The organism is Catenulispora sp. GP43 (genome assembly GCF_041260665.1).
Taxonomy (GTDB): domain Bacteria; phylum Actinomycetota; class Actinomycetes; order Streptomycetales; family Catenulisporaceae; genus Catenulispora.
In genome coordinates, this window is the sequence record NZ_JBGCCT010000023.1 from 45,084 (window position 1) to 69,342 (window position 24,259).

A 24,259-nucleotide genomic window follows, 5' to 3' on the forward strand; every position below is an offset into this window, starting at 1 on the left:
GCTCTACGAGTACCGATCAGCCACTCGGCCGGCACGGACGAGGTTCTCGGCAAGGACACCGCCATGCTCGTGGCGCTCAGGAATGCTCTTTGACGTAGCCCAGAATCAGTTCACTGATACCGTCTATCTCGTCGTCGGTCAGCTCGGGGAACACCGGCAGCGCCAGCACCGAGCCGGTGAGCGCGGCCGCGTTCGGGGCCGGCTCGGCGCGGTGCGGGTGGTGGTCGAACGCGCCGTGCTCGTGTAGCAGGTACGGGTAGCAGGCCATGGTGGTGACGCCGCGCTCCAGCAGGTGCGCGTGTAGACCGTCGCGGTCTGCGACCCGGATCGTGTACTTGTGGTGGGCGTGCCGGCCCGGTGCGTGGCTGAACGGGACGCCCACCGGTGAGCCGTCGAAGTTGCGGTCGTAGCGCGCCGCCAAGGCCGCGCGGCGGTCGATCCAGCCGTCCAGGTGCGGCAGCTTCACATCGAGGATCAGGGCCTCGAAGGGGTTGATCCTGCTGTTGAGGCCGAGCCAGTCGTGCCGGAAGCCGCCCGTCGAGCCGTAGGAGCGTAGGGCCAGGGCCATCTCGGCCAGTTGTGCGTCGTTCGTCAGGACCGCGCCGGCGTTGGACTGGCTGCCCAGGTGCTTGGTCCAGTTGAAGCTCACGGCCGATGCCGCGCCGACCGTGCCCACCGGGCGGTCGCCGTCGCGGGCGCCCAAGGCCTGGGCGCAGTCCTCGATCAGTGCGATGCCGTGCTCGCGGGCCAGGTCCGCCAGCGGGGTCAGCGGCAGTGCCTCGCCGAACAGGTGGACCGCGACGATCGCCACGGTCTGCGGTGTGATCGCCTCGGCGACGCGCGCGGGGTCCATCAGGTACGAGTCGGGGGCGGTATCGACGAAGACCGGCTGGAAACCGGCGCGGACGATGGCGGCGGCTGTGGCGTAGAAGCCGAAGTCGCACGTGATCACCTCGCCGCCGGGCGGCAGGCTGAAGCAGTTGAGCGCGATGGTCACCGCATCGGTGCCCGAGGCCACTCCCACCGCGTGACCGACGCCGGCGTAGCTCGCCAGCGATGTCTCGAACGCCGCCATGGCCCGGGCCGCTGCGTCGTCGTCGGCGAGGTCGAAGCCGCGCAGGGCTCGTTCGAACTCGGGGGCCAGAGCGGCGTGCTGACGACTGTTGGAATGGAACGCGATCAAGGTTTCGTCCCCCCGTGGCCTTGATAAAGGGCCTTAGTAAAGCCCTCTTACACGAGGGGGAGAGTACCTCAGAACACGAACATGGTCTAGACCTTGACCGGGCATCGGGCCCGTGGCAGCGTTTCTGTTCGAACCACCAGGGCACGGGGGGATTTTCAGCCAACTGATTCAGGCGACGCATGGCTTCGGCCTGCGCGCAAGGCTCCCCTGCGCCGACGACGTCGACCGAGGGGTCAGTCTTGACATCGCCCGACGAACTCAAGCTCTACGACATCGCCCGGCCCGGCAACCGAGCCGACCTGCCGGTCGTCGCACTCGACGAGGCGCACGCCCCGAACAAGATGCTCGCCCATCCCGACCTGGTGCGGAAGTTCGTCGCCGGCGAGGACTTCCGGCCGATCCACATGCGGATCGGCATCATGGGCGCCTGCAACATGCGCTGCAACTTCTGCAACTTCCACTCGCCGAACGAAGAGAACTTCTACGACCTGTTCTCCTTCAAGGACTCCATCCCCACCGCCAAGGCCTCCGGCCTGATGCGCGAGTTCGCCGCCACCGGCGGCCGCGCGGTGACCTTCTGCGGCAGCGGCGAGTGCACCATCCACCCCGGGTACACCGAGATCTGCCAGGCCGCGCACGATGCCGGCTTGCGGATCGGCCTGATCACCAACGGCTCCCGGCTCGGCGTGGACAAGGTCGCGGACTGTGTCGCCGCCACCCACACCTGGGTCCGCATCGGCATGAATGCGGGCAGCGAGGAGAACTTCAACCGGATCACCCGGGACCACGACCAGACCTACGCGACCTTCGGCGACACGCCCCGCCGCCTGCGCGACGCGGCCGTGGACCCCGAGTTCCGGGTGGGGTTCAACTTCGTGATCACGGCGGAGAACTACCACGAGATCCGGCCGGCCGCCGAGCTCGCGGCCCGCTCCGGCGCGCACTACATCCGGTTCGAGCCGGAGTTCTACTCGGCGCTCGGCCACCAGACGGTCGAGGACATCATGGCGGAGGTCTCCGAGGCGCTCAACGAGGTCGCGGGACTGAGCACCGAGGAGTTCGAGGTCTCCATCCCGAAGCTGGACCGCGGCCCGATGGACCAGGTGGAGGAGGTCGAGGGAGACTTCGAGCACTGCCACTACAGCCGGTTCGTCACGGCGGTCGGCGCCGACGGCAACCTCTACCCGTGTCCCCAGGTGCACCTGAACAGCCGATACCTCATCGGCAACGTCCTGGAGGACGGCTACCTCCAGGTCCTCGAAGGCGGTAAGCGCGCGGAGTGGGAGGAGAGCAATCCGCGCCGTACCGACCTGTGCAAGTCGTGCTTCTACCGCCCGCAGAACGAGCTTCTCGAATGGGTGAAGCGGGGCAACGTGCACCTCGACGAGGTCCTGGACACCTACGCCATCGAGATTCCGCGGACACTGCATGCCGACTTCGTCTGACGGCTTCGCGGCCTCGGCCTCGGCTCCGGCGCAGGCCGACGCGGGCGCGCTCGGGTCGCCGCTGCCGCCGGTGCCGCCGGTGCCGAGGCTGCATCCGCGGCCCGACCGCGGCGGGTTCGAGCCCTGGCGCCGACGCGTCCGCGCCGCCGTCGCCCGGCTCGCAGCGGCACCCGCCGACCTCACTGGAGCGCTTCAGGCCGAGCTGCTGGCGACGTCGACGGCAGCGGGCCTGGCGCATGAGACGTACCGGATCCAGGCGGCCGACATCGGATTCACCGCGGTTCTCACGCGGTCGCAGGAGCGGCCCGGACCCCTGCCCGGCGTCGTCGTGTGTCCCGGCCGCAACGCCGTGGCCGGCCAGGTCGCGGGAGCGGAGGCGCCGGACTTCCCGGACCGCGCGGTCGCGGCGCGGCTCGCCGAAGCCGGATTCCTGACGCTGACCCTCGACTACGGCTTCGCCGGCAGCCTGGATCCGGACCGGCTGGCCGGCCGCGACGAGGCCGCCGTCCTGGCTCATCAGTACGCTGCGATCGGTCGGCCGCTGCTGGGCATCCTGGCCCGCAACGCCGCGATCGCACTGCGCTGGCTGGAGGGCGACGGTGGCGCGCAGCCGGGTCGCGTCGGCCTGTTCGGGCACAGCCTCGGCGGCGCCGTCGCGCTGCACGCGGCGCTTTCGCTCGACCGCCCGGTGCCGGTCTGCACCGCGAGCCACCTGGGCGGGTACCGGATCCTCGGCTACGGGCATCCGGCCCTGCTGCTGCCCGGCATCGCGCGGCACGCGGACCTGGCCGACCTGTACGGTGCGCTGGCGCCGGCTCCTGTGCAGCTGCAATACGGGACGCTCGACCCCGAGCTCGACCCGGCCGACAGCGCGGCGGCCGGCGCGGCGGTCGCCGGGATCTACGCGGCGGCCGGTGCCGGCGACCTCGTCGAACTGCGCGAGCTGCGCATGGGGCACGGCACGTCGGTCGCGGACGCTGTCGGGTTCTTCGAACGCACGCTGGGCACCGACGACGCTGCCGGCACACAGAAGCGGCCGACTCCGATCGCCGGCGTCCGCATCCATTTCGACACCGCGATGCGCGAGGAAGTCACCGACGCGGTCGACGAGATCCTCGATTCCGGCATGCTGACGCTCGGGGCGAAGGTCGCCGAGTTCGAGAGGGAACTCGAAGCGTGGACCGGCGGGCCCACGGTGGCGGTCGACTCCGGCTCGGCTGCGCTGGAAATGGCGATGCGCCGGATCGACGTGGCCGGCCGCGTCGTCCTGACCCCGGTCAACACGTTCTACGCCACCGCCGCGGCCGCGCTGCGAGCCGGCGCCGACGTCGACTTCGTGGACCTCGAACCTGAGGGCCTGGGCATGGACCCGGACGCGCTGGCCGAACGGCTGAGCGTCTACGGATCGCGGGTCGCGGCCGTCGTCACAGTGCACATCGGCGGCTTCGTCTCCCCGGCGCTGCCCCGGATCATCGAGCTCTGCCACGCCCGCGGCATTCCGGTGATCGAGGACGTCGCGCACGCCTTCGGCAGCGCACTGGACGGCCGGCGGGCCGGGTCGATCGCCGACCACGGCGCCTTCTCCTTCTACCCGACGAAGGTCCTGACCTCCGCCGAAGGCGGTGCCGTCACGGCGTCCGACCCGGAAGCGCTGGACGTCATGCGCAGGCTGCGCGACCACGGTCGCACCAAGCCCGGCGCGACCACCCACGACTGCCTGGGCAGCAACTGGCGGATGAGCGAAGTCCACGCCGCAGTCGGCCTGGCCCAGCTCCGGGTGTTCGGTGAGCGGGTCGCTCAGCGCGCCGCCATCGCAGAGCGCTACGACGCGTGGCTGGCACAGGTCGGCGGGCTGCGAATCGTCCCGCCTCCGCCCGGCTGCTCGACCACTTGGTACAAGTACATCGCCGAGTTGCCCGAGGACGTGGACCGTGCGGCGCTGAAGGCGAGACTGCGCTCGCAGCACGGTGTGGCGCTGGCCGGTGAGGTCTACGACCTGCTGCTCACTGATCAGCCGATCTTCTCCGCGCTGCGTGCACCGGGCCGGTTCCCGCAGGCCGAGCGGTTCGCCGCGCGCCACATCTGCCTGCCGATCTACGCCGGCCTGTCCGTCGGGGACCAGGAACGGATCGTCGCGGCGTTGCTCAAGGAACTGACATGAGCGGCAGTCTGGCGGGCTCGTCGGTTCCGCTCGTGCGCCTGGGAGAGTGGTACAGCTCGCTCGACACCGCACCGGCGCCGGCGCCCGGCCTGCCCGAGCTGTCCATGGCGCCCGAGATCCTGGTCCGCAGCGACGCCAGACGGCTGCGGTCCCGAGCCGCGGTACCGGTCCCGGACCGGGCTTCGCGGGTCGAGATCCTGTCCCGGGCCTTGGAGCTGTACTTGCGGGGCGACGTCGAGGTCGGTGCCGAGGTCGGTGCCGAGGTCCAGTCGCCCGAGGATTTCAAAACCCTGATGTGGCAGGCGGCGGGGCTGTCGGAGGTGCTGGTCGACCGCTGGAGCGGCATGCTCGTCGACGAGCTGGCCGGACTGCACCAGCAAGCCGCGTCACAGGAGCCTGATGCCGCGGACGGTGTCCGGATCGGCCTTGTGTGGCTGCCCGGCAACACCTTCACGTGCCTGATCGCGGTGTTGGAGACGGCGTTGTCCGGAGCCGCCGTGTGGGTACGCCCCAGCACGCGCGAACCGTACTCCGCACTGCGCCTGGTCTCGGCGATGCTTCAGGCGGGGTGGCCCCGCGAGCTGGTCGGCTTCTATCCCTGCGCGCAGTCCGTGCTCCGGCCGCTCATCGCGGTGACGGATCGCCAGATCGTCTACGGGGGCGCCGATGTCTGTGCCGCCCTGCGCGACGTGCCGAGCGCCGTACTCCGGGGGCCGCTGCGGGTGTGCGCCGTCGTGCCGCAGAACGCCGATGCCGAATCGGCGGCGGCGTGGCTGGCTCCGCTGATCGCCTCGGACTCCGGCCGTTTCTGCACCGCCGTCCGCGCGGTCTTGTGCCTCGGCGAGCCCGACACGATCGCCAAGGCGCTGGCCTCCCGTCTCGACGCGATCCCGTTCGCGCCTTCCGACCCCGACCTTCCGTTGGCTGCTTTCCCTCGCCGGGACCGTGCGGCCGCGCTCGCCGCGTCGGTCGAGGGGATGCTCGGCGCGGGCGACATCCGCCTCACCGCGCGGCCGGTGCTCGGCAGCCACGACGGAACCGCGTTCCTCGCGCCGACGCTCTTCCTTCTCGAAGGCCGCGAAGACGCCGCGTGGGATGATCCTGCGCTCATGGGATACGAAGCTCCGTTCCCCGTGGCCTCCGTGCTGGCGGTGACGTCGCAGCAGGCTGAAACCCTGACCGCCGGCGCGGACGTCGTCCACCGGATGCCGGCGGCGGACTCGTGGAGCGTGCGATGACTACGACCACGACCACGACCTCATCGAGCTTCGAACTCGCGGACGCCGCGTCCATGGCCGACGAGCTACGGCGCGCCGTGCCGGAACTCGCCGTCGACCTGGACGAGTGGACCCGCCGGATGATGCGCTGGCACTTCTCCGAGGACACCGGTGCGCCGCTGTGGCTGGATCGGCGCGACCAGCTCGGCTTCGATCCGCTGAGCGACGTGACGTGCTTCGAGGACCTACGCCGGTTCGGCGTGTTCGACAAGGGACGGCTGCGCGGCGCCGCCGTGCGCGACCTCCTGCCGCGCGGCTACGCGGGCCGGCCGTTCCGGGTCTTCGAGACCGGCGGCAGCAGCGGCCGCCCCTGCCGCATCGTCAGTGTCACGCACACGGCCGACGACGTCCGCGCGTACGCGGCGATGCTGCGCGTGCGGGGTGTCGCAGGGCACGACATCATCGCCATGACCCCGAGCGGACCGCACGACTACGGGCACTTCGTCCAGGCGCTCGGGGACAGCTGGCACGGCGCCGTGTGCGCGGTGGACTTCGACCCTCGCTGGGTCAAGGAAGAACTGCGCGACGGCGCCGACCCGGACGGATACGTCGCCCATCTGGTGGCCCAGACCGAACAGCTGCTGCGGCGCCGGGAGGCCGGGCTGCTGTTCGCGACCACCAAACTGCTGCTGGCACTGGCGGCGCGGCTGGAGCACCCGCTGGCGGACTACGGCGTCCGCGCGGCCTGTACCGGCGGGACGTCGGGCACGCTGGAAGAGGAACGCTTCCTGCGCGAGGAGTTCCTCGGCGGCGTCCAGTGGATCGACACCTATGGCAACACCCTGGTGGGCCACGCTCTCCAGGCCGATCCGGGGCCGGACGGCCGCCCGCGCGGCTATCACCTCCCGCCGCCCCTCGGAGTGATCCGGGTCGCCGACCCGGACGACTGGACGTCCGACGTCGCCTACGGCGGGCGCGGCCGCGTCGTCACCACGACGCTGCTGCGGGATCTGTTCATCCCGAACCTGATCGAGCGCGACAGCGCGGTGCGGATGCCGCCGCACCCCTGGTTCCCCTGGGACGGGGTCAGCCAGGTCGCCCCCTTCGGCCGCGGCGATGTCGCCGAAGCCGTCGAAGGCGTGTATTGAACCGCCGGTTTTTGGAAGGGATGTGATTGCGCTGTACAGCTCAAACGGGGTCCCCGTCGAGTTCGACAGCCGGTACTTCGCGCCCATGCGGGACAGTACCGAGCTGCTCGGCCGTCCGCGGGAGCTGCGTGACCGCTACCAGCAGGACGGGTATGTGTTGTTGCGCGGCATCCTCGACCCGGTCGAGGTGATGCGGATCCGCGGCGCCTACTTCTCGCTGTTCCCCGAGGGCTATCTCAGGCCGGGGACGGCGCCCGCCGCCGGCGTCTACTCGGGACAGACCGCGCCCGCCATGCCGCACGGCGTGGCCGGACACCCGGCCCACACCTTCGTCCGCAGCGCCGAGTACGCCCGGTTCGCCGAGGCACCGCGCCTCGCCGAGCTCGCCGAGGTGCTGCTCGACGGTCCGGTGGCGTTGCTGCCGCGCAAAGTGCTGCGGCACTTCGACCGGGAGAGCAAGCAGGCGTCGCGGGCCCACGTGGACCGGGCCTACCCGAGCGGCGGGGATATGGTGACCGCGTGGATCACGCTGGGCGACTGCCCGATCGACCGCGGCGGGGTGATCTACCTGTCCGATTCGCAACGCCTGCCGGCCGAGGCCGGGGACCTCGAACGGAGCGTCACCGACCGGCCGTACGACCCGCGCCCGATCAGCCACGACCTGGCCTGGACCGCGCGCACGGTCGGCGGGCGCTGGCTGTGGACGGACTTCCGGGTCGGCGACGTCGCGCTGCACTGCCCTGACCTCATCCACGCGTCGCTGGACAACACCACAGACATCGCGCGGCTGTCCACGGACCTGCGGTTCCAGCGCGCGGAAGAGCCGGTGGACCCGCGCTGGGCCGTGCCGTGGGCCGCGGACGACGGGGCATAGACCTTCGGGTCTGGCCTTCGCCGGGCCCGGCACACCACCACACCGCCCACGTGCGCAGCCCATCGCGGCGCACCTGACGACGTAACGTTCCTTGGAGACACCCCTTGCCCTTCGTGGAAGCACCCGGCGGCCGACCCGGGCTCGCCCGGCGGCTCGCCGCCCATGTCTACCTCGACACCTCGCCGGACGTGGCGTTGAGCGCCGCCGACTACTTCGAGCTGAGCCACACGGCGTACCAGCGGGTCCACGCGTGGATCAGAGACCTGGCTTCGACGCGGGACGTGCTCCGGGCCGCGCTGCACGCAGCGGAGCAGGACCCGGACGACGTGCCGGCGCACCGCGCCCTGGCCGCCGAGCTGCTGGCCCTGCTCGAGGCCGCCCCCGATCTCGAAGCGCAGGCCCTCGAGCTGGTCGCGGACGCCGACGCGCAGATCTGGATCGACTACTGGCTCGGCGAGGAGCACCGAGGATCCGGCGCGGTGCCGAGCTACGACACGTCGACGCTCAACACCCTTCCTTGGCCGTCGCGGTCTGAGAGCGCCTCGCCGAGGACGCAGGTGATCATCCCGTTCCGCGATGCCGGGCTCGGCCCCCGGACCCGCAACCTGCTGGCCTGCCTGCGCACGCTGTACGACCAGGACGACTCGGCCGGCGCGATCCGGATCGTCGTCGTCGAGACCGACCGCTCGCCGCACGCCCGGGACCTGTTGCCGCCGTTGGTCGACGACTACGTCTTCGCCCCCAAGGCCGGGCTGTTCAACAAGTCGTGGGCGGTGAACGTCGGCCTGCGCCACGGCGGGCTGCCCGGCGTGAACGGCACTGCGCCGATCACCTGCGTCCTCGACGCGGACATCCTCATCGCGCGGGACTACGTCGCCACGAACGTCGAGCGCCTCGCGAGCGACGGGCACGAGGCGCACCTGACCTACCGCCGCATGTTCTCCATGGACGCGCCCTCCACGGACCTCGCCATCCACACGCGCCTGGCCGAGGGCGCCGCGACCGCCGAGATGAGCGCGCTGCGAGGTCTGCTGCTGCGCGACACGCCGGGTGGTTCCCTGTGGGCCACCACCGAGGCGCTGCACCGCATCGGCGGCTTCGACGAACGGTACGAAGGCTGGGGCGGAGAGGACGACGACGTGATCGCCCGGTTGTCGCAGCGGGCGGCGTTCACCATCTACGACGATCCGCTGCTCCACCTGAACCACCCGCGGCCGCCGATGACCAAAGAGGACGGACAAGCCCTCAACGGGCACCTGCTCGAGACCCACCGGGGCGACGATGCCTGGACCGGTGCCGATGGCTACGGCGATCCGAGGCGGTTCGCCGCCGGGGTCGAGTCGCCGGAGTGACGGGGGTGGGTGCGCCAGGGCAGTTCTCGGAGGCGGAGTCGGCAGCGAACCAGGCAGGCTCGGCAGGCTCGGCGATCCAGGCAGGCTCGGCAGGCTCGGCAGGCTCGGCGGGCTCGGCGGGCTCGGCGGGCTCGGCGGGCTCGGCGGGCTCGGCGATCCAGGCAGGCCCGACGGGCTCGGCAGGCCCGACGGCTCGAGGCGGGCCGGCGGAAGGGCCGGAGCCGACCGGCCTCACCGACCTCACCGACCTCACCGGCCGCGTCGGCCGCGCACGCCTGGCGGTGCTCGGCGTCTTCTTCTCCGTCGGCTTGCTGCTCGCGTCCTGGTTCACACAGATCCCGCAGTTCAAGACCGGGCTCCGGCTCAGCGACGCCGGGCTCGGCGCGGCTCTGCTGTGCCCGGCTGCGGGCGCGCTCATCTCGATGCAGGCCGCCGGACGGCTGGCGCGCCGGCACGGCAGCGCCGGGCTGATCCGGGTGTCGGCCCTCGTGCTGCCGACGGCCATGGCGCTGATCGGCACGTCCAACGGACTGGCGACGCTCGCGGTCACCCTGTTCGTGCTCGGACTCGTCGACGGCGTTCTTGACGTGTCGATGAACGCGCACGCCGTCGCCGTGGAGCGGGCGCTGGGACGCCCGGTGCTGCACAGTACGCACGCGGCGTTCAGCCTCGGAACGATCGCCGGAGCCGTCGGCGGCGGCATCGCCGTCTGGGACCACGTCTCCCGGCTCGGCTTCCTCTGCGGGGCGGCGCTCGTCGCGACGGCGGTCGCGGCCTGGGCGTCGACCGGTCTGCTCCCCGCGGCTGTGGACCGGCAGGACCCGGCGACCGCCGACTCGGCAGAGGCGGGACGACCGAGGCGCCGCGCCCTGCCGCTCGTGGGCTGGGGCCGCTTCGTCATCGTCCTCGGTCTGCTCGGCGCCGGCTGCCTGCTCGCCGAAGGCGCCACTGAGAGCTGGGGCTCGGTCTTCCTGCGCGATCAGCGGCACGCGGCTCCCGCCCTGGCCGCCAGCGCGTACCTCGTCTTCACCGCGGTGCAGTTCGGCGGCCGGCTGATGGGGGACCGGCTGCACCTGCGCTGGGGCTCGGTGGCGCTGGTGCGCCGGGGCGCCGCGACGGCCGCCGCCGGACTGTGTCTCCAGCTTCTGGCGCCCTGGGCCCCGCTCGCGCTCGTCGGCATCTCGTTCTACAGCCTCGGCCTGTCGGTGCTCGTGCCGATCGTGTTCGGCGCTGTCGGCCACCGCAGCGAGACCGAACACGGAGCGTCGGCCACCACCGAGGCGGTGGCGCGATTCACGACCCTGAGTTACGCGGGCTACCTGCTGGGGCCGGCCGCCCTCGGCTGGATCGCTCAGCTCACCGGCCTCACCTGGGCCCTGTCGACCATCCTGCTCATCCTCGGCGCGGTCTTCGCTCTGGCGCACTGGACCGAAGGCGCGCTGCCGACCGCGACGGCGGACGGGTCCGACTCCGTGACGACGACCGCACCCCTGGCACCGGTAAAGGAACCTGTCTCATGAGGCGCTACGAACTCGTCGGCCGCCGCGACCTCGCACTGCGGGACGTCCCGGTGCCGCAGCCGGGTCCCGGCGAGGTCCTGATCCGGGTCGGCGCCTGCACCATCTGCAACCGCAGCGACCTGGTGTACTACCACTACCTCGGAGAGCGGGACCACTGTGCCCAGGGCTTCTTCGGGCACGAAGTCTCCGGCACGGTCGAAGCCGTCGGCGCCGGAGTGACCAGGACCGAACCCGGCGCGAGGGTCTTCGCCCGCGCGCCGCTGAGCGGCGGCTACGCGGACTTCGCGCTGGTCCGTGAGATCAGCGTCGGACACCTGCCCGACCAGATCCCGTTCGAGCAGGGCGCGATCCTGCAACTGCTGCCGCTGGCCGTCCACGCCACGCGCGGCGTGCGGCTCGGCGACCGCGTCGCCGTCATCGGCCAGGGCCCGGTCGGCCTGATGACGCTCCAGGTGCTGGCCAGGCGCGGGGCCAGCGACATCGTGGTGGCCGACCTCGACCCGTGGCGCCTGGAACGCTCCCGGGCGCTCGGTGCGCATCGGACGGTGCAGACCGACGACGCGGCGCGCGAGGACTGGAGCGCGCTCGGCGGCGAGTTCGACGTGGCCATCGACGCGGTCGGGACCCCGTACACCGCGAACGCGTGCGTGGGGCTCGTGCGGCACAACGGACTGGTCGTCCTGCTGGGCACCCACCACGTCGACACCCACGTCACGTTCGACCTGGTCGCCTGGGAGAAGAAGGGGCTGCGCATCCACACCTCCGCCGAGCCGACGGACCCCGATCGGGCGGCGGCGATGAAGGTGGCCGAGCGTCTGGCTCCGGGCATCGAACTCGCGCCGCTGCTCAGCCAGGCGTATCCGCTGGAGCGACTGCCCGAGGCCATCGAGCGGCTGTCCGCGAGCAGCGTGCTCGACCCCGCGGAATCGCCGCGTGCACAGGCCGGACCTCCGCCCAGGACGTTGAAGCTGGCGATCGTCCCATGACCGGGATGGACCGCGACGGCGGCCGGCTCACCCGAGTGCCCGCCGTCCTCACCTCCCCGCACCTCGACGACGCGGCGCTCTCCGCCTGCGCCGAGATCGCCAAGGGCGGCGCGCTGGTCGTCACCGTGTTCACCGCGGTCCCGCCGCCGGACTGGCCGCCCACCTGGTGGGACCGGCTGACCGGCGAGTCGGCCGACTCCCGCGCGCGGCAGCTGGCGCGCCGTGCCGAGGACGCGGAGGCGATGCGCTTGCTCGGCGCCCGCAACACCTACCTCGACCAGCCCGAACAACTGCACCGGGACGGCGATCCGGACCGCGAGGCCATCGTCAAGGCTCTGGCTTCGTGCTACGCCGACGCCGACGAGGTGTGGCTGCCGGCCGGCATCGGCGCCCATCCCGACCACATCATCGCCCGCGACGCCGGCCTGGAGGCGGCGGCGCTGGCCGGCCACACAGAGGTGGTCCTGTACGCGGACTTCCCCTACGTCATCCTGTACGGCTGGCCGGCGTCCGTGAGGGGCACCGGCGACCGCCTGATCGACGCGGACTTCTGGCTCACCGACCAGCTCCAGTCGACAGGACTCGATCCGGCGGCGCTCGAACCGCGCGCGCTCCGCCTCAGCCCGGCGCAGCGCGTCCTCAAGCGGCAGATCATCGAGGCCTACCAGACCCAGGCGCCGGCGTTGGGCCTCGGCGGACCCGCCCTCGCGGCGGATCCGACGAAGCTCGACTACGAACTCTCGTGGCGGATGGCGGTGCCGGAGCCGCGCTGAGCTCTTCGTTCGGCGGCCGACGCAATCCGGTGCAGGTGCGCAACGGTGGAGGTGCGCAGCCGTAGGACTACCAGCGATCGTGAATCTGAGGCCTGATCAGCTCGTCGTAGACCTCCCGCACGACCGCGTGCGCGTGCGCGGACAGCGGTTCGAGGTCGGCCGCGGCCGCGTTCGCCGCGGCCTGCTCCGGGTTCCGGGCCCCGGGGATGACCACCGTGACCTCCGGCTGGTCCAGCAGCCAGCGCAGCGCGAACTGCGCCATGGTCGCGGAGGCCGGCAGCAGCGGCGCGAACCGGCGCACCGCTTCGAGCCCGGCCTCGAAGTCGACCCCTGAGAAGGTCTCGCCGATGTCGAACGCCTCGCCGTGCCGGTTGTAGGCACGATGGTCCGAGGGATCGAACTCGGTCGAGGCGTCGTACTTGCCCGAGAGAAGTCCACTGGCCAGCGGCAGCCGCACGATCACCCCGACGCCGGCCTGCCGGGCCGCGGGCAGCGCCTTCTCCAGCGGCTTGAGCCGCAGCGCGTTGACGATGATCTGGATCGCCGCCACCCCCGGCCGCGCGACGGCGGCCAGCGCCTGGTCGCAGGTCTCCACACTGGCCCCGTACGCGGCGACGCCGCCTTCGGCCACCAGCGCGTCCAGGGCGTCGAACACGGCGTCGGAGTGGAAGACCGCCTCGGGCGGAGTGTGCAACTGCACGAGGTCGAGAACGTCGACACCGAGGTACGACCGGGACCGGTCGGTCCACTTGCGGAAGTTCTCCAGCGTGAAGTTGTCGGGGTGCGGGGGTATCCGCCGGCCCATCTTCGTGGCGACGGTGATCCCCTCGTCCCGGCGCGCGCCGAGCACCTTCCCGATCAGCTGCTCGCTGCGGCCGTCGCCGTACATGTCGGCCGTGTCGATGAAGGTGACCCCGGCGTCCAGAGCCGCGTGCAGCGTCGCCTCGGCCTGTGCGTCGTCGATGTGGCCCCAGTCCGATCCCAGCTGCCACGCTCCGAGGCCGATGACGCCGGCCTCGCGGTTCATCCTTCTCAATATTCTGCTTTCCACCATCGGAAGATATGCCCGCCGCTGGTGACGGGCAAGGCCCCCTCGGCCGGCCGCCGCGTGCTCCGCGTAGTGCAGATGCGCTGATTACCCGATGCGAGTGGGGATCGCCTTCAGCGAAGCTGTAACGTTCCCGTCCATTGGCTCAGCTCAGGGTCAGCGACGAATACGCGTTCCTCTCGTCATCGCAACAGGAGATTCGAGTGCCCGAGTTCCGCAAGTCTTTGACGACGATAGCCGTCGCCGCCGGATCGTTGTCCGCCGTGCTTGGCATGTCGTCGGCTGCTCAGGCCGATTCCCATTCCGCCGCCGCGGTGTCGGCGGTCGCGCCGCTGCCAGGTGTAGGTCAGCCTGCTGTTTCGAATGGCCCGTTCTACACTCTGAGCCCGTCCGGGACCGGCCTCACCCCGGTCGGTGGCGGCAACCCGGTCATTTGCAACGCCGCCACTTACGCTATGGCTTGGTCGCCGGACGGCAGCCGGATCGCGTGTCTGGAGGCTTTCAGCGCCGGCGTGCTCCGGATCCGGAGCGCGGACGACAGCAAAGTCGTGTCCGCGGGCTCCGTGACCGACTTCGCGAAGCCCGGTAGCCCGCTGGCCAATATCAGCGGCCTCACGTGGTTCAACCACGGTACGGAGGTCGTGCTGATCCAGAACGGCAGCCTGATCTCGGTACGCGTCGACGGCTCCCAGCCTCGGAACGCGGACAACAGCTACGCTCCCACGCCGATGCTGCCGGGACAGACCGGCATCACTGCGGTCACCTCGAACGCCGCGGGCACCGTGCTGGCGTTCACACAGAACACCGCGACCGGCACCAGCGTCACTGTCTACGACACCACGAAGCCCGCGGCCTCCGCTCTGCAACCTCTTGCGCAGGTCGACCACGCTACGCAGCCGGCGCTCTCCCCGGATGGGCGCTACCTCGCCTACGTGCCGTACAACCCGGGCCAGAATGTGGCGTCACAGGTCTGGCTCTACGACCTGAAGAGCCCTGCCTCCGCCAGCAACCCGCGACAGGTGACGTCCGACCCCGCGGTGTCGGCCACCAATCCGACGTGGGCTCCTGACGGGACCCGTATCGCGTTCACAGCAGCGGCCACCACATCATCGGCGCTCTCCGTGAAGTCGTTCCCGGTCACGGACCCGTCCTCGCAGAGGGTCGAGGTCCCGACACTCGGCTTCAAGTCGTTCTTCTGGCGCCCCCTCACCCACAAGCCGGTGGAACGACTCGCGGGCGGCGATCGGGTGGGGACCGCCGTCGCCGCCTCGCAGTCGGCGTGGGAGAACTTCGGCGGTGCGGGCACCGGCCGCCGTACCGCCAAGTCCGTCACGCTGAGCCGCTCCGACCTGTTCGCCGACGCTCTCGGCGGTGCCGGATTCGCCGCGCATCAGCAGGGGCCCCTGCTGCTCACCGATCCCAAGCACCTGGATCAGGCCACGATGGCTGAGCTGCGGCGCGTCCTCGGTCCCGGTGGCGGTGCGAACGGGCCGACCGTGTACCTGCTCGGCGGTGACAGCGCGCTCTCGCCCGACGTGCAGAAGGCGCTCGTAGCCGCGAACTACCACGTCGACCGCATCGGTGGCGCCAACCGGTTCGACACCGCGGTCAAGATCGCGCAGCAGGACAGCGGCACCAAGCCGAGCAAAGTCCTCGTCGCCACCGGCATCGACTACCCGGACGCCCTCGCCGCGGGTGCGGCGGCGGGTGCGAACGCCAACGCCGTCGTGGTGCTGACGAACGACAAGAAGATGCCCCCGGAGACGGCTGCCTATTTGAACAGCATCGCCGGCGCGACCGTCTACGGCGTGGGCGGCCAGGCGGTGGCCGCGCTGGGTGGCCGGCCGCAGATACCGCTCAAGGGCGCCGACCGCGTCGCCACCTCTTTGCTGGTGGCCCGGAACCTGTTCGACGCGCCCGGCTCGGTCGGATTCGCGACGAGCATGAACTGGCCGGACTCGCTGGCCGGCGGTGCGCTGCAGGGCACGGTCGGAGGTCCGCTGATCCTGGTCTCCCCGACGACCGGCCTTTCCGCGGACGAGCAACTGTGGCTGACCCAGTCCGCGACCGCGATCAGCTCGGTCCAGATCTACGGTGGGCCGGCGGCTGTGCCCTCGATCGAGACCGAGGTCGGGACCGACATCGGGGGCGTCGGAGGCTTCGTCATCAAGTAATCAGCGCGCAAGCGGGTGGGCGGTGCCTTACGGGGCCACCCACCCGCGGCATGGCCGGCTGGTAGCGACCGGGGGCAACCAGATGGGCCCTCGCTCACCCCACAAGACCACCGGCAAGCCAGACGGCCGGCCGCTCGCCGACATAGATGAAGACGATGCACGCCGGGTACTCCTCGTCGGGGTCGCCGGTCGGCACGTAGGTGTAGATCCAACCGTCGACCTCGCGCTCGATCCCGTCCCGCAACGCCTTCACGGTGAGAATCTCGCCGTCGAGCGGGCCGCCCCGCAGAACGGCATTCGGCTGGTTGCTTTCCCGCTGATCAGACGCCATAAGCCAAGTGTCGCCGAGCTGGCACGGCTCCGCATGACAGGACTGCCTACGCCGACTACCAGATGGCGGACAGGCGAGCCCTCAGTGCTTGTGGGGACCGCCGCTTTCGCCGCCGCCATTGCGGACATTGTAGGTGTTGTGGATGTCGTAGATGTTATAGGTGTTGTGGATATTGTAGGTGTAATTGTCCTCGACATTGACGCTGACCAGACTGCCGCACACCAGGAGGCACAGGCCGGGCGGCGTGGGTGTGGGCGCCGGCGTGGACGTGACGTCGACCGTCGTCGTGCTGTTCGACGCGTCGCAGTTGTCGTTGCCGTTGTACGCGGCCGTGATCGTGTGGGTGCCGGTCGTGGTGAAGCTGGTCGCGTAGGTCGCGGTGCCGTCGGCCGCCACGGGAACGGTGGTCAGCAGGGTCCCGCCGTCGAAGAAGGTCATGCCCAGGCCGCCGCTGGGATCGCCGGCGCAGGTCACCGTCGCGTTCAGGTCCACCGCCTGGCCCGTGGCCGCCGACGAGGGCACGGCTACGACCGAGGTCGACGACGTCACCTGGGCGACAGCCGGTGAGGCGAAGGCCACCAAGGCCGACACGGTGAGGGCCAGGGTCCTCCATACACTGCGCCTTTGCCAACTCTGCACCGTACAAGCTCCTCGGGCTCAGGGGATCTCCGCGTAACCAGCGCGCTTCGATGGACGACTCAACGTTGTCGATCCCGGTAGGCCGGTGGTGCACACCGCGCTCGGGCCCGCCGCAGAAATCACTCGATCGGCCTTAGGAGAGCCGTATGGGGGAAATCGGAGGGTCCGTCGGCGTGTGCGGCACGGCGAAGCACCACATGTCCTGTCTCCTGTTAGGGAATCTGTGGGCTGGCCCGATTCGGCCTTCCAAAACCGAGCCCGCGTGACGTCTGGCGAGTTCGGAACCTGCGCCACCACGGCGCCCCGTCTGATAGTCGAGGGAGAGCATGGGCTGGAGACTCACACGTCGGGCCGCATTGTCGGCGGCTGTCGCCGCAGCGGTCGCCGGGGTCATGACGACGCTGCCGTCGGCCTACGCGACAAGCCGGGCCGGGGTCACGCGATCGGTCGGCGTCGTTGGGACCGAACAGTCTGACTCGCCCGCGCCGCAGCCCCCTCAGCTTCCCCGGGACTTCCGCGGAAAGGGCACGTGGGTCGTTCGAGACCTGGGTATCACGGTCCCGTTCACCTGGGAGGGGCGAGATGGTGACAGCCAGATGGTCGCGGGAGGCCCGCAGTATCCGATCTGGTTCACCAACCTGATCTACCGCGGGTCGATCTACACGCTGACCTACAAGTGGCCCGGACTGACCCAGCATCCGTGCTCACGGATCCCCGGGTTCACCGTCGACCAATTGAACCGGTTCTTCCAGGGTGCACGGTTCGTCGGGCGGGAAGTCCTACAGGGAAGCCCGGACCGGTACGTGAACCACTGGCGGGTGGGCGTCGTGGTGCCGACCCTTCCGCCTGGGAACTTTTTGCGGTTTCCCCTTGCACTGGGCGATTTCTACGTCGATCAGAGCGATCCGGGTACGTTCTGGCGGGTGCTGCAGTTCGGAGTGCAGAATCTCTACGACCCCGAACTGGACGAGTGGCTCGTGATGAACACGTTCGAGCACAAGCCGGGGACGGTCACGCTTCCCCGCCGGTGCTCGCTACTGCCAGGCGACCTTTCCGGTATCGAGGGAGTAGTAGGCGCCTTGAATCAGTAGCCGGCCCGCGCTGATCAGCGGCTGCAGCCGCGGGTCCGCCTCCAGCGCCCGGACGGTGAGGACAGTCTGCTCGCGGGTCGTCGCCTCGACCAGTTCGTGCTCCGGCACACCTGACGCCTTCGCGGCGTCGTAGGCGGGTTTGAGCGCGGCGACGATCCGGTTCAGGTACGGGCCCAGGTCTGTGCCGTGTTCCAGCGACTCCACCGCGGCTTCGACGGCGCCGCAGCCCTGGTGGCCCATCACGACGGTCAGCGGGGTGCCGTATTCCAGCGGACCGAACTCGACGCTGCCCTGGACGAGCTCGTCGAGAGTCTGGGCACCGGTGCGGATGACGAACAGGTCGCCGAGTCCCTGGTCGAACACGATCTCCGGCGGCAAACGGGAATCGATGCACGAGAAGACCTGGGCGAACGGTTGCTGCCCCGTGGCCACCTCGAGCCGCCGCTCGACGTCCTGGCGCGGGTGGATCATCTCGCCCCTGACGAAACGGCAGTTGCCTTCGGCGAGCCGCCTCAGCGCTTTGCGAGCCGTGATGGGTTCGCGCGGAGCGAGTCGGCTCGGTGCCACGCCGTCGGCGGCAGTGGCGGCCGCCGCCGGTACGGCCGGTCCCCACGCCGCGCCGACGGCCAGCAGGCCGAGACTGCGCAGCAATGTCCGCCGGTGCAGCGGCTCAGGAGTGGTCTGGAGTTCGTTCACGTGATCAGCTTCGGCCGAAGAGGCGCCGACGAGGCCGTGACACGCCACGCACCTCGCCCAACCGAGCCATTGATGTGACCGGCGGGGATCTCGGTGAGGATCGGGCTGTCGGCCGCCGGGTCGTTGTCGCCGACCAGCCACACGTCGCGGGCGCCGTCGGCGGACAGGGCGTTGATCCGGCTGTTCGCCATGTCGGCGGGGGTGGCGATCGTCCTGCTGCCGGCGGCCGACCGCCTGCGCCGTGCCGACGGCCGCGGCGGTGAAGGCCGCGGCGCTTCAGGCGATCGCCCCGCCCAGCCGGGCCTCGACGGAGTCCAGCGCGGTCCGCACCGCCCCGAGCGCGACCGACTCATCGCCCAGCGTCGAGGCGGCCACGCGGGGGGGCCGGACGCAGAGGGTCGCCAGTCGTTCCTCCAGGGGGCCGACGATGAGGTCCGCGGAGCGGGATGTCCCGCCGCCGACGACGATCAGTTCGGGATCGACGGCCAGGGCCATCGCGGCGGTGCCCAGCGCGATGCCGTCGACGAAGGCGGCCACCCGTTCGTGGGCCCAGGGTTCGCCGGCGCGCGCTGCCGCGTAGACCTCGGCGACGGTGGTCTCCATGCCGGCCGCCGTCGCGGTGCCGACCAGGCGCGCCGGGGCGTCCTGCCAGCCCAGGACGCCCAGGGCGCCGATCTCGCCGGCCGCGCCGGAGTGGCCGCGGTGGACTGTTCCGCCGGACAGGACGCCGGCGCCCATGCGCAGGCCGGCCAGGACGTAGACCACGTCGCCGATGCCGCGGGCCGCGCAAAGCTCGCGAACCCCGGCGCTGCGGTCCCGCCGACCGGTGTCGTGACCACCGCGCAGCTGCGGCAGATCCTGGCCGGCTATGCGACGCAGAGCTCGTCCCCGGCGCGCAACGCCGGCGTCTCCGCCCCGACCGCACCGAAGACGGACCTGTTCGGGACCGCGATCCCGGCGGGGGCCGTGGACCTCGGGGCGTCGCAGCATGCGGTCCCGGTCACCGCGTCGACGTCGTTCGCCACCGGCCAGGGGACGATCGCGAACGTCGCCGACGGTGACCCGGGCACGTCCTGGGCCTCGACGGCCTCACCGTCGTTCCCCGGCACCGTGACGCTGACCTACGGCGAGGCGCGGACGATCGACGCCGTCACCCTCGTCGCGGCCTTCGGCCAGGGCCAGGGCCCGACCGCGGTCGACGTGCAGACGTGGAACGGTTCCGCGTGGGTGACCCAGGTGTCGGGCGCGACGCCGGCCTGGAAGCAGAACACCGCGTCCCCGGAGTACCTGCGGATCGCGCTGCCGTCGGCGGTGACCACGACCGGGGTGCAGCTCGTCGTGAAGGCGGCGAACCAGGCGTGGGGCGACGTCGCCCTGAACGAGGTCCTCCCGACCTTCGGCGCCTCGGCCTCGTCCGGCCTCGGGGTCCGGAGCGGGCTGTCCTCGGCGTGGCTGGTCGGCGGCACGATGCAGCAGACGTGGGCGTCGCAGAGCTCGCCGACACTGCCCAACGCGGTGCAGATCGATCCGGGCGCGACGCAGACCGTCTCCTCGGTGACCCTCTCCGCCTGGTACGGCCAGGGCCAGGGGCCGACGTCGGTGAGCGTCGAGGCGAACCCCGGCGGCGTCTGGCAGCAGGTGCTGGCTCCCACGGCGATCACCTGGAACAGCAACAACGGAACGGTCGAGAACAGGACCCTGACTCTGCCGGCCGCGGTGACCGCGACCCAGTTCCGGATCGTGATCCGGGCGGCGAATCTGTCGTGGGGCGCGGTGGCGCTGAACAAGGTGGCGCTGAACTCCTGACTCCTGAAAAGCCGAAGCCCGGCTCGCTCCCGAAGGAGCAAGCCGGGCTCTGCTTTGTGCTTTGTGCTTTGTACTTCGTTCAGCTCAATCCTTTGGAGCTCAGCCCCGCGCGACGTGCGGCGTCGACAGGTGCGAAGCCGCCGGGTGGCCGGCGCTCTCCCCGGTCCCCGAGGCGGTGGCGACGTCCGCCGCCAGCTGCTGGTCGACGCGCAGCGGCAGGGCCTTGGTCCCGCCGAACACGAAGGCCCAGTTCGCGGCGCCGCGGTTGGCGTCGATCAGGGCGTTGTCGGCCGGGCTCAGGCCGACCGCCGGGTTCACCAGCAGCAGCGGGCCCTGGCGGTCGCCCATCAGCGCGCCGCCGGACAGCGAGTCCGGCCAGTCGGCGCCGGTGGCGACACCGACCGCGCCGAAGGCGCCGAAGATCCGGTGGGCGACCAGGTACGAGGTCGCGTACCGGTCGCTGCCGACCATGGTGGCGTCGTAGCCGGACCACTTGGCGGCCTTGAGGGCGTTGTTCGCCGCCCCGCCGACGGCGGCCAGGTAGTGGAGCTGGCCGCTGGTGGCCTTGGCCTCCAGGTAGGCCTCCGTCGAGGCCGGCATGGCGTTGCCGTTGGTCAGGACCACGGTCATGCCGCTGTAGGAACCGGCCGCCGCGCCCGCGGACAGCGCGTCCGGGAACTTGATGCCGGTGGCGACCAGAACGTCCGAGGCGTTGGGGTCGACCGCGTTCGCGATCTTGACCGCGGTCTCGAACCGGTCCTGGCCGGCGATGCGGCTGACGTTGTAGCCCAGCTTGGTCAGCGTGGCCTGGACCGCCGGCGAGATCGCCGCGTTGCCGCCGAGGACGTAGACCGTGCCGTGGGCCGGCAGGACCCGCTTGATCTCGTTCAGCGTCTCGGTGTTCAGCGTCGCGGTGGGGGTGAGCAGCAGCGGGCCGCCCTTGTGCGCGGCCAGCGACGAGCCGCCGAGGGCGTCGGCGAAGTCGTCGGAGCGGCTCAGCACGACCGCCCCGGCCTGCCGGCGGGTGTCGCTCGCGCCCGCGCCGACCGTCCGCCAGGTCTCGTGCGAGGTCAGGACGGCGGTGTCGATGCGGTCCGAGCCGGCGAACCGGAAGACGTGGCCCGGGTTGTCGGTGCGCACGGCCAGGCCGCCGGCCTGCCCCACGCTGGTCTCCAGCTGCGGCGACGGGGTCGCGGCGGCCAGGGCCTGCGTCACGTTCACCGCGTAGGTGCCGGTGGTCGCGGCGCCGGTGCGGGCCGTGTACTCGAAGGCGACGGTCTGGTCCGAGATGGCCTGGGCGTCGGTCTGCGTGGCGGCCTCGAAGATCGGCGTGGCGTGCGCGCCGGTGTTCCAGGTGATCTGCTTCGGCGCGGACCAGGCGTTGTTCTGCAGGGACGTCGCGAACAGCTGCGCGTCGCCGTTGGCGTCGGTGCGGACGAAGACGATGGTCTTGCCGTCGGCCGAGATCGTGGGCTGCGAGCCGCCCTTGGTGGCGACGTCCGGGGCCACGACCGCGGCGAAGCTCTGCTGGCCGGCGGAGTTGTAGGTCGCCAGACCGATGCCGGTGTTGCCGCTGCCGTCGGTGGTCTGCACCACGGTGCTGCCGGCCTGGTCGCCGGCCACGTCGGCGTTGCTCAGGCCCAGACCCGCCGGCGCCGACGAGACCAGGTTCCAGGTCGGACGCTCGGAGCCCAGCGAGTTGCCGTTGGCGAGCGCGCCGACGACCTTGGCGCCCGCACCGGTGCCCTCGGTCCAGTACACGGCCTCGCTGCTGACGTCCCACACGGTGTGCGACGGCGCGGTGCCCTGAGCGATCTTGATGACGTTGGCGCCGTTGAAGTCGGCGGTGTAGATGCCGTTGTCGGCACCGATGTACGCGAAGCGGCCGCCCTGGCCCGCCCACGAGACGTCGTGCGCGCCGGCCGGCAGCGCGACCGTTCCGCCGCCGACGACGTGGATCGCCCCGCCGGCGGTGATCGTCACCGGGTTCGTCCCGGCGCCACCGTAGGTGGTGGCGTGCGCCGCGCCCCCCGCGGCCAGGACGGTGCCGATGGAGGAAGCGACGAGAGCGGCGACAGCCACTGGCTTCCGATTGAACTTGCTGGACAAAAGACCCTCCCCGGAAATGGATGCCGACACTGCGTTCGACACCAGAGAGCCGCAGAATACAACCTCGGCGGGAGAGGTGCGCACCCGGATATACCGCATGACACAAGCCGCCCGTAATAGCCCGAGAACCTCCGGCCACATGGCGTTGACCTCGGCGTCCCGGAGCCCTCTATAACAAAGCTTTGATATAAAACGCTCTATAAACAGGAAGGGACTTTTCGGCACTTCGGGTGCCGATCATGCCATTCCGCATGATGTTAATTCACCCATCTGTCCAATCGCCTCGGTCTGTTCACACGACGCATACTCAGCCGCGGGGTTGCGTTTGCCAGGGCCGGAGAAGTCAGGTCCCTGATTCCTCGGCGTTCTCCAGCGACATCGCGGCGCGGCGGTGCGCGGCACGCCGTTCGGAGGCCGGCGCGCGGGTGTAGACCGAGGTGCTGGCCACGGTTGTGCGCTAGCCGCTAGCCGAGGACGGTGAGGCGGCCGGGCGCGGTCATCATCATCGGGGTCCAGTACTCCATCGAGACGGTCTGGCCGTCGGTGGTGTCCACAGTCAGGCCCGCCTCGCAGCAGCGCGCCTTGGCGATGTACTTGAAGTAGACCTTCACCTCATGCCGCCCGGGCGCGACCGAGATGGTGCGGTCGCCCCAAGAACCCCGCTGCGGCGTGCCATCGACTTCGATGGTGAGCTTGGTCAGGTAGAGCAGCCACGCCATCGGGCTGTGCCGTCCGTTGACTCGGATGGTGGTCCGTTGTGCCATCTTGACTCCGTGAAGATCGACGCGTGTTCATATGCGGCTGCATAACCGCCCCGAGTTTCGCGTCCTCTCCACCTGCCCACATCGGCGAAAACACGTAGCCCGCCACGCAATCACCGTGTGGAGACGGCGAAACGGGGCGGCGAGCCGCGCTCGACCCACCGCCCCGCACGGTCGACTCGCTGCTAGAAGATGCTGCTCAGCCCGCTGCAAGAGGGGATGCCGAACCACGGGACGGTGAAGGTGGCGCTGCCGTCGCCGGCCGTGCAGACCTTCAGCAGCCCGTTGCCGAGGCCGAGGGCGCCGGCGACGATGCCGGCTATCGGGCCGCCGAGGGGGACCTGGGCGGCGGTGAGGATGGCGCCGACGAGGGTGGCCACGTTCTGGCCGAAGCCGACCACGCTCTCGACTTCGATGACGGCCTGCTTGGTCATGTTCAGCTGGACGCCGGTGGTGCCGATGGTGAGGGTGATCCCGGGCAGGACCGTGATGGTCGTGTTCTGGGCGGCGGCCGGGACGGCCGCGGCGAAGCCGACGGTGGTGCCGTGGGCGCCGGCGGCGGGGGCCGCCGCGTGGCCGGGGAGTTTGTTCAGGCTGGCCACGAAGGCGTCGGCGGTGTTCAGGGACTGGGGGTCGACGCCGGCCTTGCGGGCGTCCTGGGTGTCGAGGGTGAAGTGTCCGTCGCTGAGGTGGATGTAGTGCGTCGCGGCCACCAGGGACGCGACGGCTGCGGCGTTCTGGCCGGCGGCGAGTGCGCCCGGCGCGGACTGCGCGGGCTGCGCGGGCTGGACGGCGGCGTTCGCGGTGCCGGCGGCGGCCGCGATCAGTGAGGCGCTGAGCGCTGCGGACGTGACGAGGGGCAGGGCGCGCCGGAGGCGCTTGGGGCCCTCGCTGGCGTGCTTCGGACGGGTGCGCAGTGTGGAATTGCTCATGGCGGTGAGCGTA

General features: G+C 70.9%; 22 protein-coding genes. 12 read left to right on the forward strand and 10 right to left on the reverse strand.

Features of this window, described 5'->3' with window-relative positions; all coding sequences use genetic code 11:
- Nucleotides 1-76: 76 nt before the first annotated feature.
- Nucleotides 77-1,183: a DegT/DnrJ/EryC1/StrS family aminotransferase gene (locus tag ABH926_RS36290; RefSeq protein WP_370370479.1), complete on the reverse strand. Its 1,107-nt coding sequence runs from the start codon at nt 1,181-1,183 to the stop codon at nt 77-79.
- Nucleotides 1,184-1,422: 239 nt separating this feature from the next.
- Between ABH926_RS36290 and ABH926_RS36295 the strand changes: the two genes are divergently transcribed.
- From ABH926_RS36295 to ABH926_RS36335, 9 genes are all read left to right on the forward strand, one after another.
- Entirely contained in the window at nt 1,423-2,628 is a 1,206-nt protein-coding gene (locus ABH926_RS36295; RefSeq protein ID WP_370370480.1) for a radical SAM/SPASM domain-containing protein, read from the forward strand.
- Nucleotides 2,612-4,789, forward strand: coding sequence for a DegT/DnrJ/EryC1/StrS family aminotransferase (locus ABH926_RS36300; RefSeq protein WP_370370481.1), 2,178 nt, complete (start codon nt 2,612-2,614; stop codon nt 4,787-4,789). Before ABH926_RS36295 ends, ABH926_RS36300 begins: the two co-directional genes overlap by 17 nt.
- Nucleotides 4,786-6,027, forward strand: a complete 1,242-nt coding sequence (locus tag ABH926_RS36305; protein WP_370370482.1) for an aldehyde dehydrogenase family protein — start codon at nt 4,786-4,788, stop codon at nt 6,025-6,027. The genes ABH926_RS36300 and ABH926_RS36305 overlap by 4 nt, the downstream gene beginning before the upstream one ends.
- Nucleotides 6,024-7,154, forward strand: a complete 1,131-nt coding sequence (locus ABH926_RS36310; protein ID WP_370370483.1) for a hypothetical protein — start codon at nt 6,024-6,026, stop codon at nt 7,152-7,154. The genes ABH926_RS36305 and ABH926_RS36310 overlap by 4 nt, the downstream gene beginning before the upstream one ends.
- Before the next feature lie 85 nt (nt 7,155-7,239).
- A complete protein-coding gene (locus tag ABH926_RS36315; RefSeq protein ID WP_370370484.1) occupies nt 7,240-8,028 on the forward strand; it encodes a phytanoyl-CoA dioxygenase family protein in 789 nt (262 codons plus the stop codon).
- 113 nt (nt 8,029-8,141) lie between these two features.
- Nucleotides 8,142-9,380, forward strand: a complete 1,239-nt coding sequence (locus ABH926_RS36320; RefSeq protein ID WP_370370609.1) for a galactosyltransferase-related protein — start codon at nt 8,142-8,144, stop codon at nt 9,378-9,380.
- 5 nt (nt 9,381-9,385) lie between these two features.
- On the forward strand, nt 9,386-10,900 hold the full coding sequence (locus ABH926_RS36325; protein WP_370370485.1) for an MFS transporter: 1,515 nt from the start codon (nt 9,386-9,388) through the stop codon (nt 10,898-10,900).
- Nucleotides 10,897-11,886, forward strand: coding sequence for a zinc-binding dehydrogenase (locus ABH926_RS36330; RefSeq protein WP_370370486.1), 990 nt, complete (start codon nt 10,897-10,899; stop codon nt 11,884-11,886). The genes ABH926_RS36325 and ABH926_RS36330 overlap by 4 nt, the downstream gene beginning before the upstream one ends.
- Nucleotides 11,883-12,659, forward strand: coding sequence for a PIG-L family deacetylase (locus tag ABH926_RS36335; protein ID WP_370370487.1), 777 nt, complete (start codon nt 11,883-11,885; stop codon nt 12,657-12,659). Before ABH926_RS36330 ends, ABH926_RS36335 begins: the two co-directional genes overlap by 4 nt.
- 67 nt (nt 12,660-12,726) lie before the next feature.
- On the opposite strand, the gene ABH926_RS36340 is transcribed toward ABH926_RS36335, so the two are convergent.
- Complete coding sequence (locus ABH926_RS36340) at nt 12,727-13,686, reverse strand: aldo/keto reductase (RefSeq protein WP_370370488.1); 960 nt, start codon at nt 13,684-13,686, stop codon at nt 12,727-12,729.
- A gap of 476 nt (nt 13,687-14,162) precedes the next feature.
- Here ABH926_RS36340 and ABH926_RS36345 point away from each other — a divergent pair, with 476 nt between their 5' ends.
- Entirely contained in the window at nt 14,163-15,881 is a 1,719-nt protein-coding gene (locus ABH926_RS36345; protein ID WP_370370489.1) for a cell wall-binding repeat-containing protein, read from the forward strand.
- A gap of 94 nt (nt 15,882-15,975) precedes the next feature.
- On the opposite strand, the gene ABH926_RS36350 is transcribed toward ABH926_RS36345, so the two are convergent.
- Both ABH926_RS36350 and ABH926_RS36355 read right to left on the reverse strand, forming a co-directional pair.
- A complete protein-coding gene (locus tag ABH926_RS36350) occupies nt 15,976-16,212 on the reverse strand; it encodes a hypothetical protein (RefSeq protein ID WP_370370490.1) in 237 nt (78 codons plus the stop codon).
- An 81-nt stretch (nt 16,213-16,293) separates the two neighbouring features.
- Nucleotides 16,294-16,803, reverse strand: a complete 510-nt coding sequence (locus ABH926_RS36355) for an Ig-like domain-containing protein (RefSeq protein ID WP_370370491.1) — start codon at nt 16,801-16,803, stop codon at nt 16,294-16,296.
- A 374-nt stretch (nt 16,804-17,177) separates the two neighbouring features.
- On the opposite strand from ABH926_RS36355, the gene ABH926_RS36360 reads away from it, so the two are divergent.
- On the forward strand, nt 17,178-17,942 hold the full coding sequence (locus ABH926_RS36360) for a hypothetical protein (RefSeq protein ID WP_370370492.1): 765 nt from the start codon (nt 17,178-17,180) through the stop codon (nt 17,940-17,942).
- Here the strand turns inward: ABH926_RS36360 and ABH926_RS36365 are convergent.
- The 3 genes from ABH926_RS36365 to ABH926_RS36375 all read right to left on the reverse strand — a co-directional run bounded on the left by ABH926_RS36365 (nt 17,886) and on the right by ABH926_RS36375 (nt 19,403).
- The gene (locus ABH926_RS36365; RefSeq protein ID WP_370370610.1) at nt 17,886-18,608 is read right to left on the reverse strand and encodes a carbonic anhydrase; all 723 of its coding nucleotides are present in this window, start codon (nt 18,606-18,608) and stop codon (nt 17,886-17,888) included. The genes ABH926_RS36360 and ABH926_RS36365 overlap by 57 nt on opposite strands.
- 26 nt (nt 18,609-18,634) lie before the next feature.
- Nucleotides 18,635-18,829, reverse strand: a complete 195-nt coding sequence (locus tag ABH926_RS36370; protein WP_370370493.1) for a hypothetical protein — start codon at nt 18,827-18,829, stop codon at nt 18,635-18,637.
- Between the two features lie 85 nt (nt 18,830-18,914).
- Complete coding sequence (locus tag ABH926_RS36375; RefSeq protein ID WP_370370494.1) at nt 18,915-19,403, reverse strand: ROK family protein; 489 nt, start codon at nt 19,401-19,403, stop codon at nt 18,915-18,917.
- 66 nt (nt 19,404-19,469) lie between these two features.
- Here ABH926_RS36375 and ABH926_RS36380 point away from each other — a divergent pair, with 66 nt between their 5' ends.
- Nucleotides 19,470-20,444: a discoidin domain-containing protein gene (locus ABH926_RS36380; protein ID WP_370370495.1), complete on the forward strand. Its 975-nt coding sequence runs from the start codon at nt 19,470-19,472 to the stop codon at nt 20,442-20,444.
- 99 nt (nt 20,445-20,543) lie between these two features.
- On the opposite strand, the gene ABH926_RS36385 is transcribed toward ABH926_RS36380, so the two are convergent.
- From ABH926_RS36385 to ABH926_RS36395, 3 genes are all read right to left on the reverse strand, one after another.
- Entirely contained in the window at nt 20,544-22,526 is a 1,983-nt protein-coding gene (locus ABH926_RS36385) for a cell wall-binding repeat-containing protein (protein ID WP_370370496.1), read from the reverse strand.
- Between the two features lie 491 nt (nt 22,527-23,017).
- Nucleotides 23,018-23,317 carry a hypothetical protein gene (locus ABH926_RS36390; protein ID WP_370370497.1) on the reverse strand — a complete coding sequence of 100 codons (300 nt, stop codon included), beginning with the start codon at nt 23,315-23,317 and terminating at the stop codon, nt 23,018-23,020.
- A 182-nt stretch (nt 23,318-23,499) separates the two neighbouring features.
- On the reverse strand, nt 23,500-24,246 hold the full coding sequence (locus ABH926_RS36395; RefSeq protein WP_370370498.1) for a hypothetical protein: 747 nt from the start codon (nt 24,244-24,246) through the stop codon (nt 23,500-23,502).
- Nucleotides 24,247-24,259: the final 13 nt, after the last annotated feature.

What these genes read in the sequence shown, in the direction of transcription:
- ABH926_RS36300 (WP_370370481.1), top strand. Translation starts at nt 2,612, where the DNA reads ATGCCGACTTCGTCTGACGGCTTCGCGGCCTCGGCCTCGGCTCCGGCG.
- ABH926_RS36305 (WP_370370482.1), top strand. Translation starts at nt 4,786, where the DNA reads ATGAGCGGCAGTCTGGCGGGCTCGTCGGTTCCGCTCGTGCGCCTGGGA.
- ABH926_RS36310 (WP_370370483.1), top strand. Translation starts at nt 6,024, where the DNA reads ATGACTACGACCACGACCACGACCTCATCGAGCTTCGAACTCGCGGAC.
- ABH926_RS36315 (WP_370370484.1), top strand. Translation starts at nt 7,240, where the DNA reads ATGCGGGACAGTACCGAGCTGCTCGGCCGTCCGCGGGAGCTGCGTGAC.
- ABH926_RS36330 (WP_370370486.1), top strand. Translation starts at nt 10,897, where the DNA reads ATGAGGCGCTACGAACTCGTCGGCCGCCGCGACCTCGCACTGCGGGAC.
- ABH926_RS36335 (WP_370370487.1), top strand. Translation starts at nt 11,883, where the DNA reads ATGACCGGGATGGACCGCGACGGCGGCCGGCTCACCCGAGTGCCCGCC.
- ABH926_RS36340 (WP_370370488.1), bottom strand. Translation starts at nt 13,686, where the DNA reads ATGAACCGCGAGGCCGGCGTCATCGGCCTCGGAGCGTGGCAGCTGGGA.
- ABH926_RS36345 (WP_370370489.1), top strand. Translation starts at nt 14,163, where the DNA reads ATGGCTTGGTCGCCGGACGGCAGCCGGATCGCGTGTCTGGAGGCTTTC.
- ABH926_RS36350 (WP_370370490.1), bottom strand. Translation starts at nt 16,212, where the DNA reads ATGGCGTCTGATCAGCGGGAAAGCAACCAGCCGAATGCCGTTCTGCGG.
- ABH926_RS36360 (WP_370370492.1), top strand. Translation starts at nt 17,178, where the DNA reads ATGGGCTGGAGACTCACACGTCGGGCCGCATTGTCGGCGGCTGTCGCC.
- ABH926_RS36370 (WP_370370493.1), bottom strand. Translation starts at nt 18,829, where the DNA reads ATGGCGAACAGCCGGATCAACGCCCTGTCCGCCGACGGCGCCCGCGAC.
- ABH926_RS36390 (WP_370370497.1), bottom strand. Translation starts at nt 23,317, where the DNA reads ATGGCACAACGGACCACCATCCGAGTCAACGGACGGCACAGCCCGATG.
- ABH926_RS36395 (WP_370370498.1), bottom strand. Translation starts at nt 24,246, where the DNA reads ATGAGCAATTCCACACTGCGCACCCGTCCGAAGCACGCCAGCGAGGGC.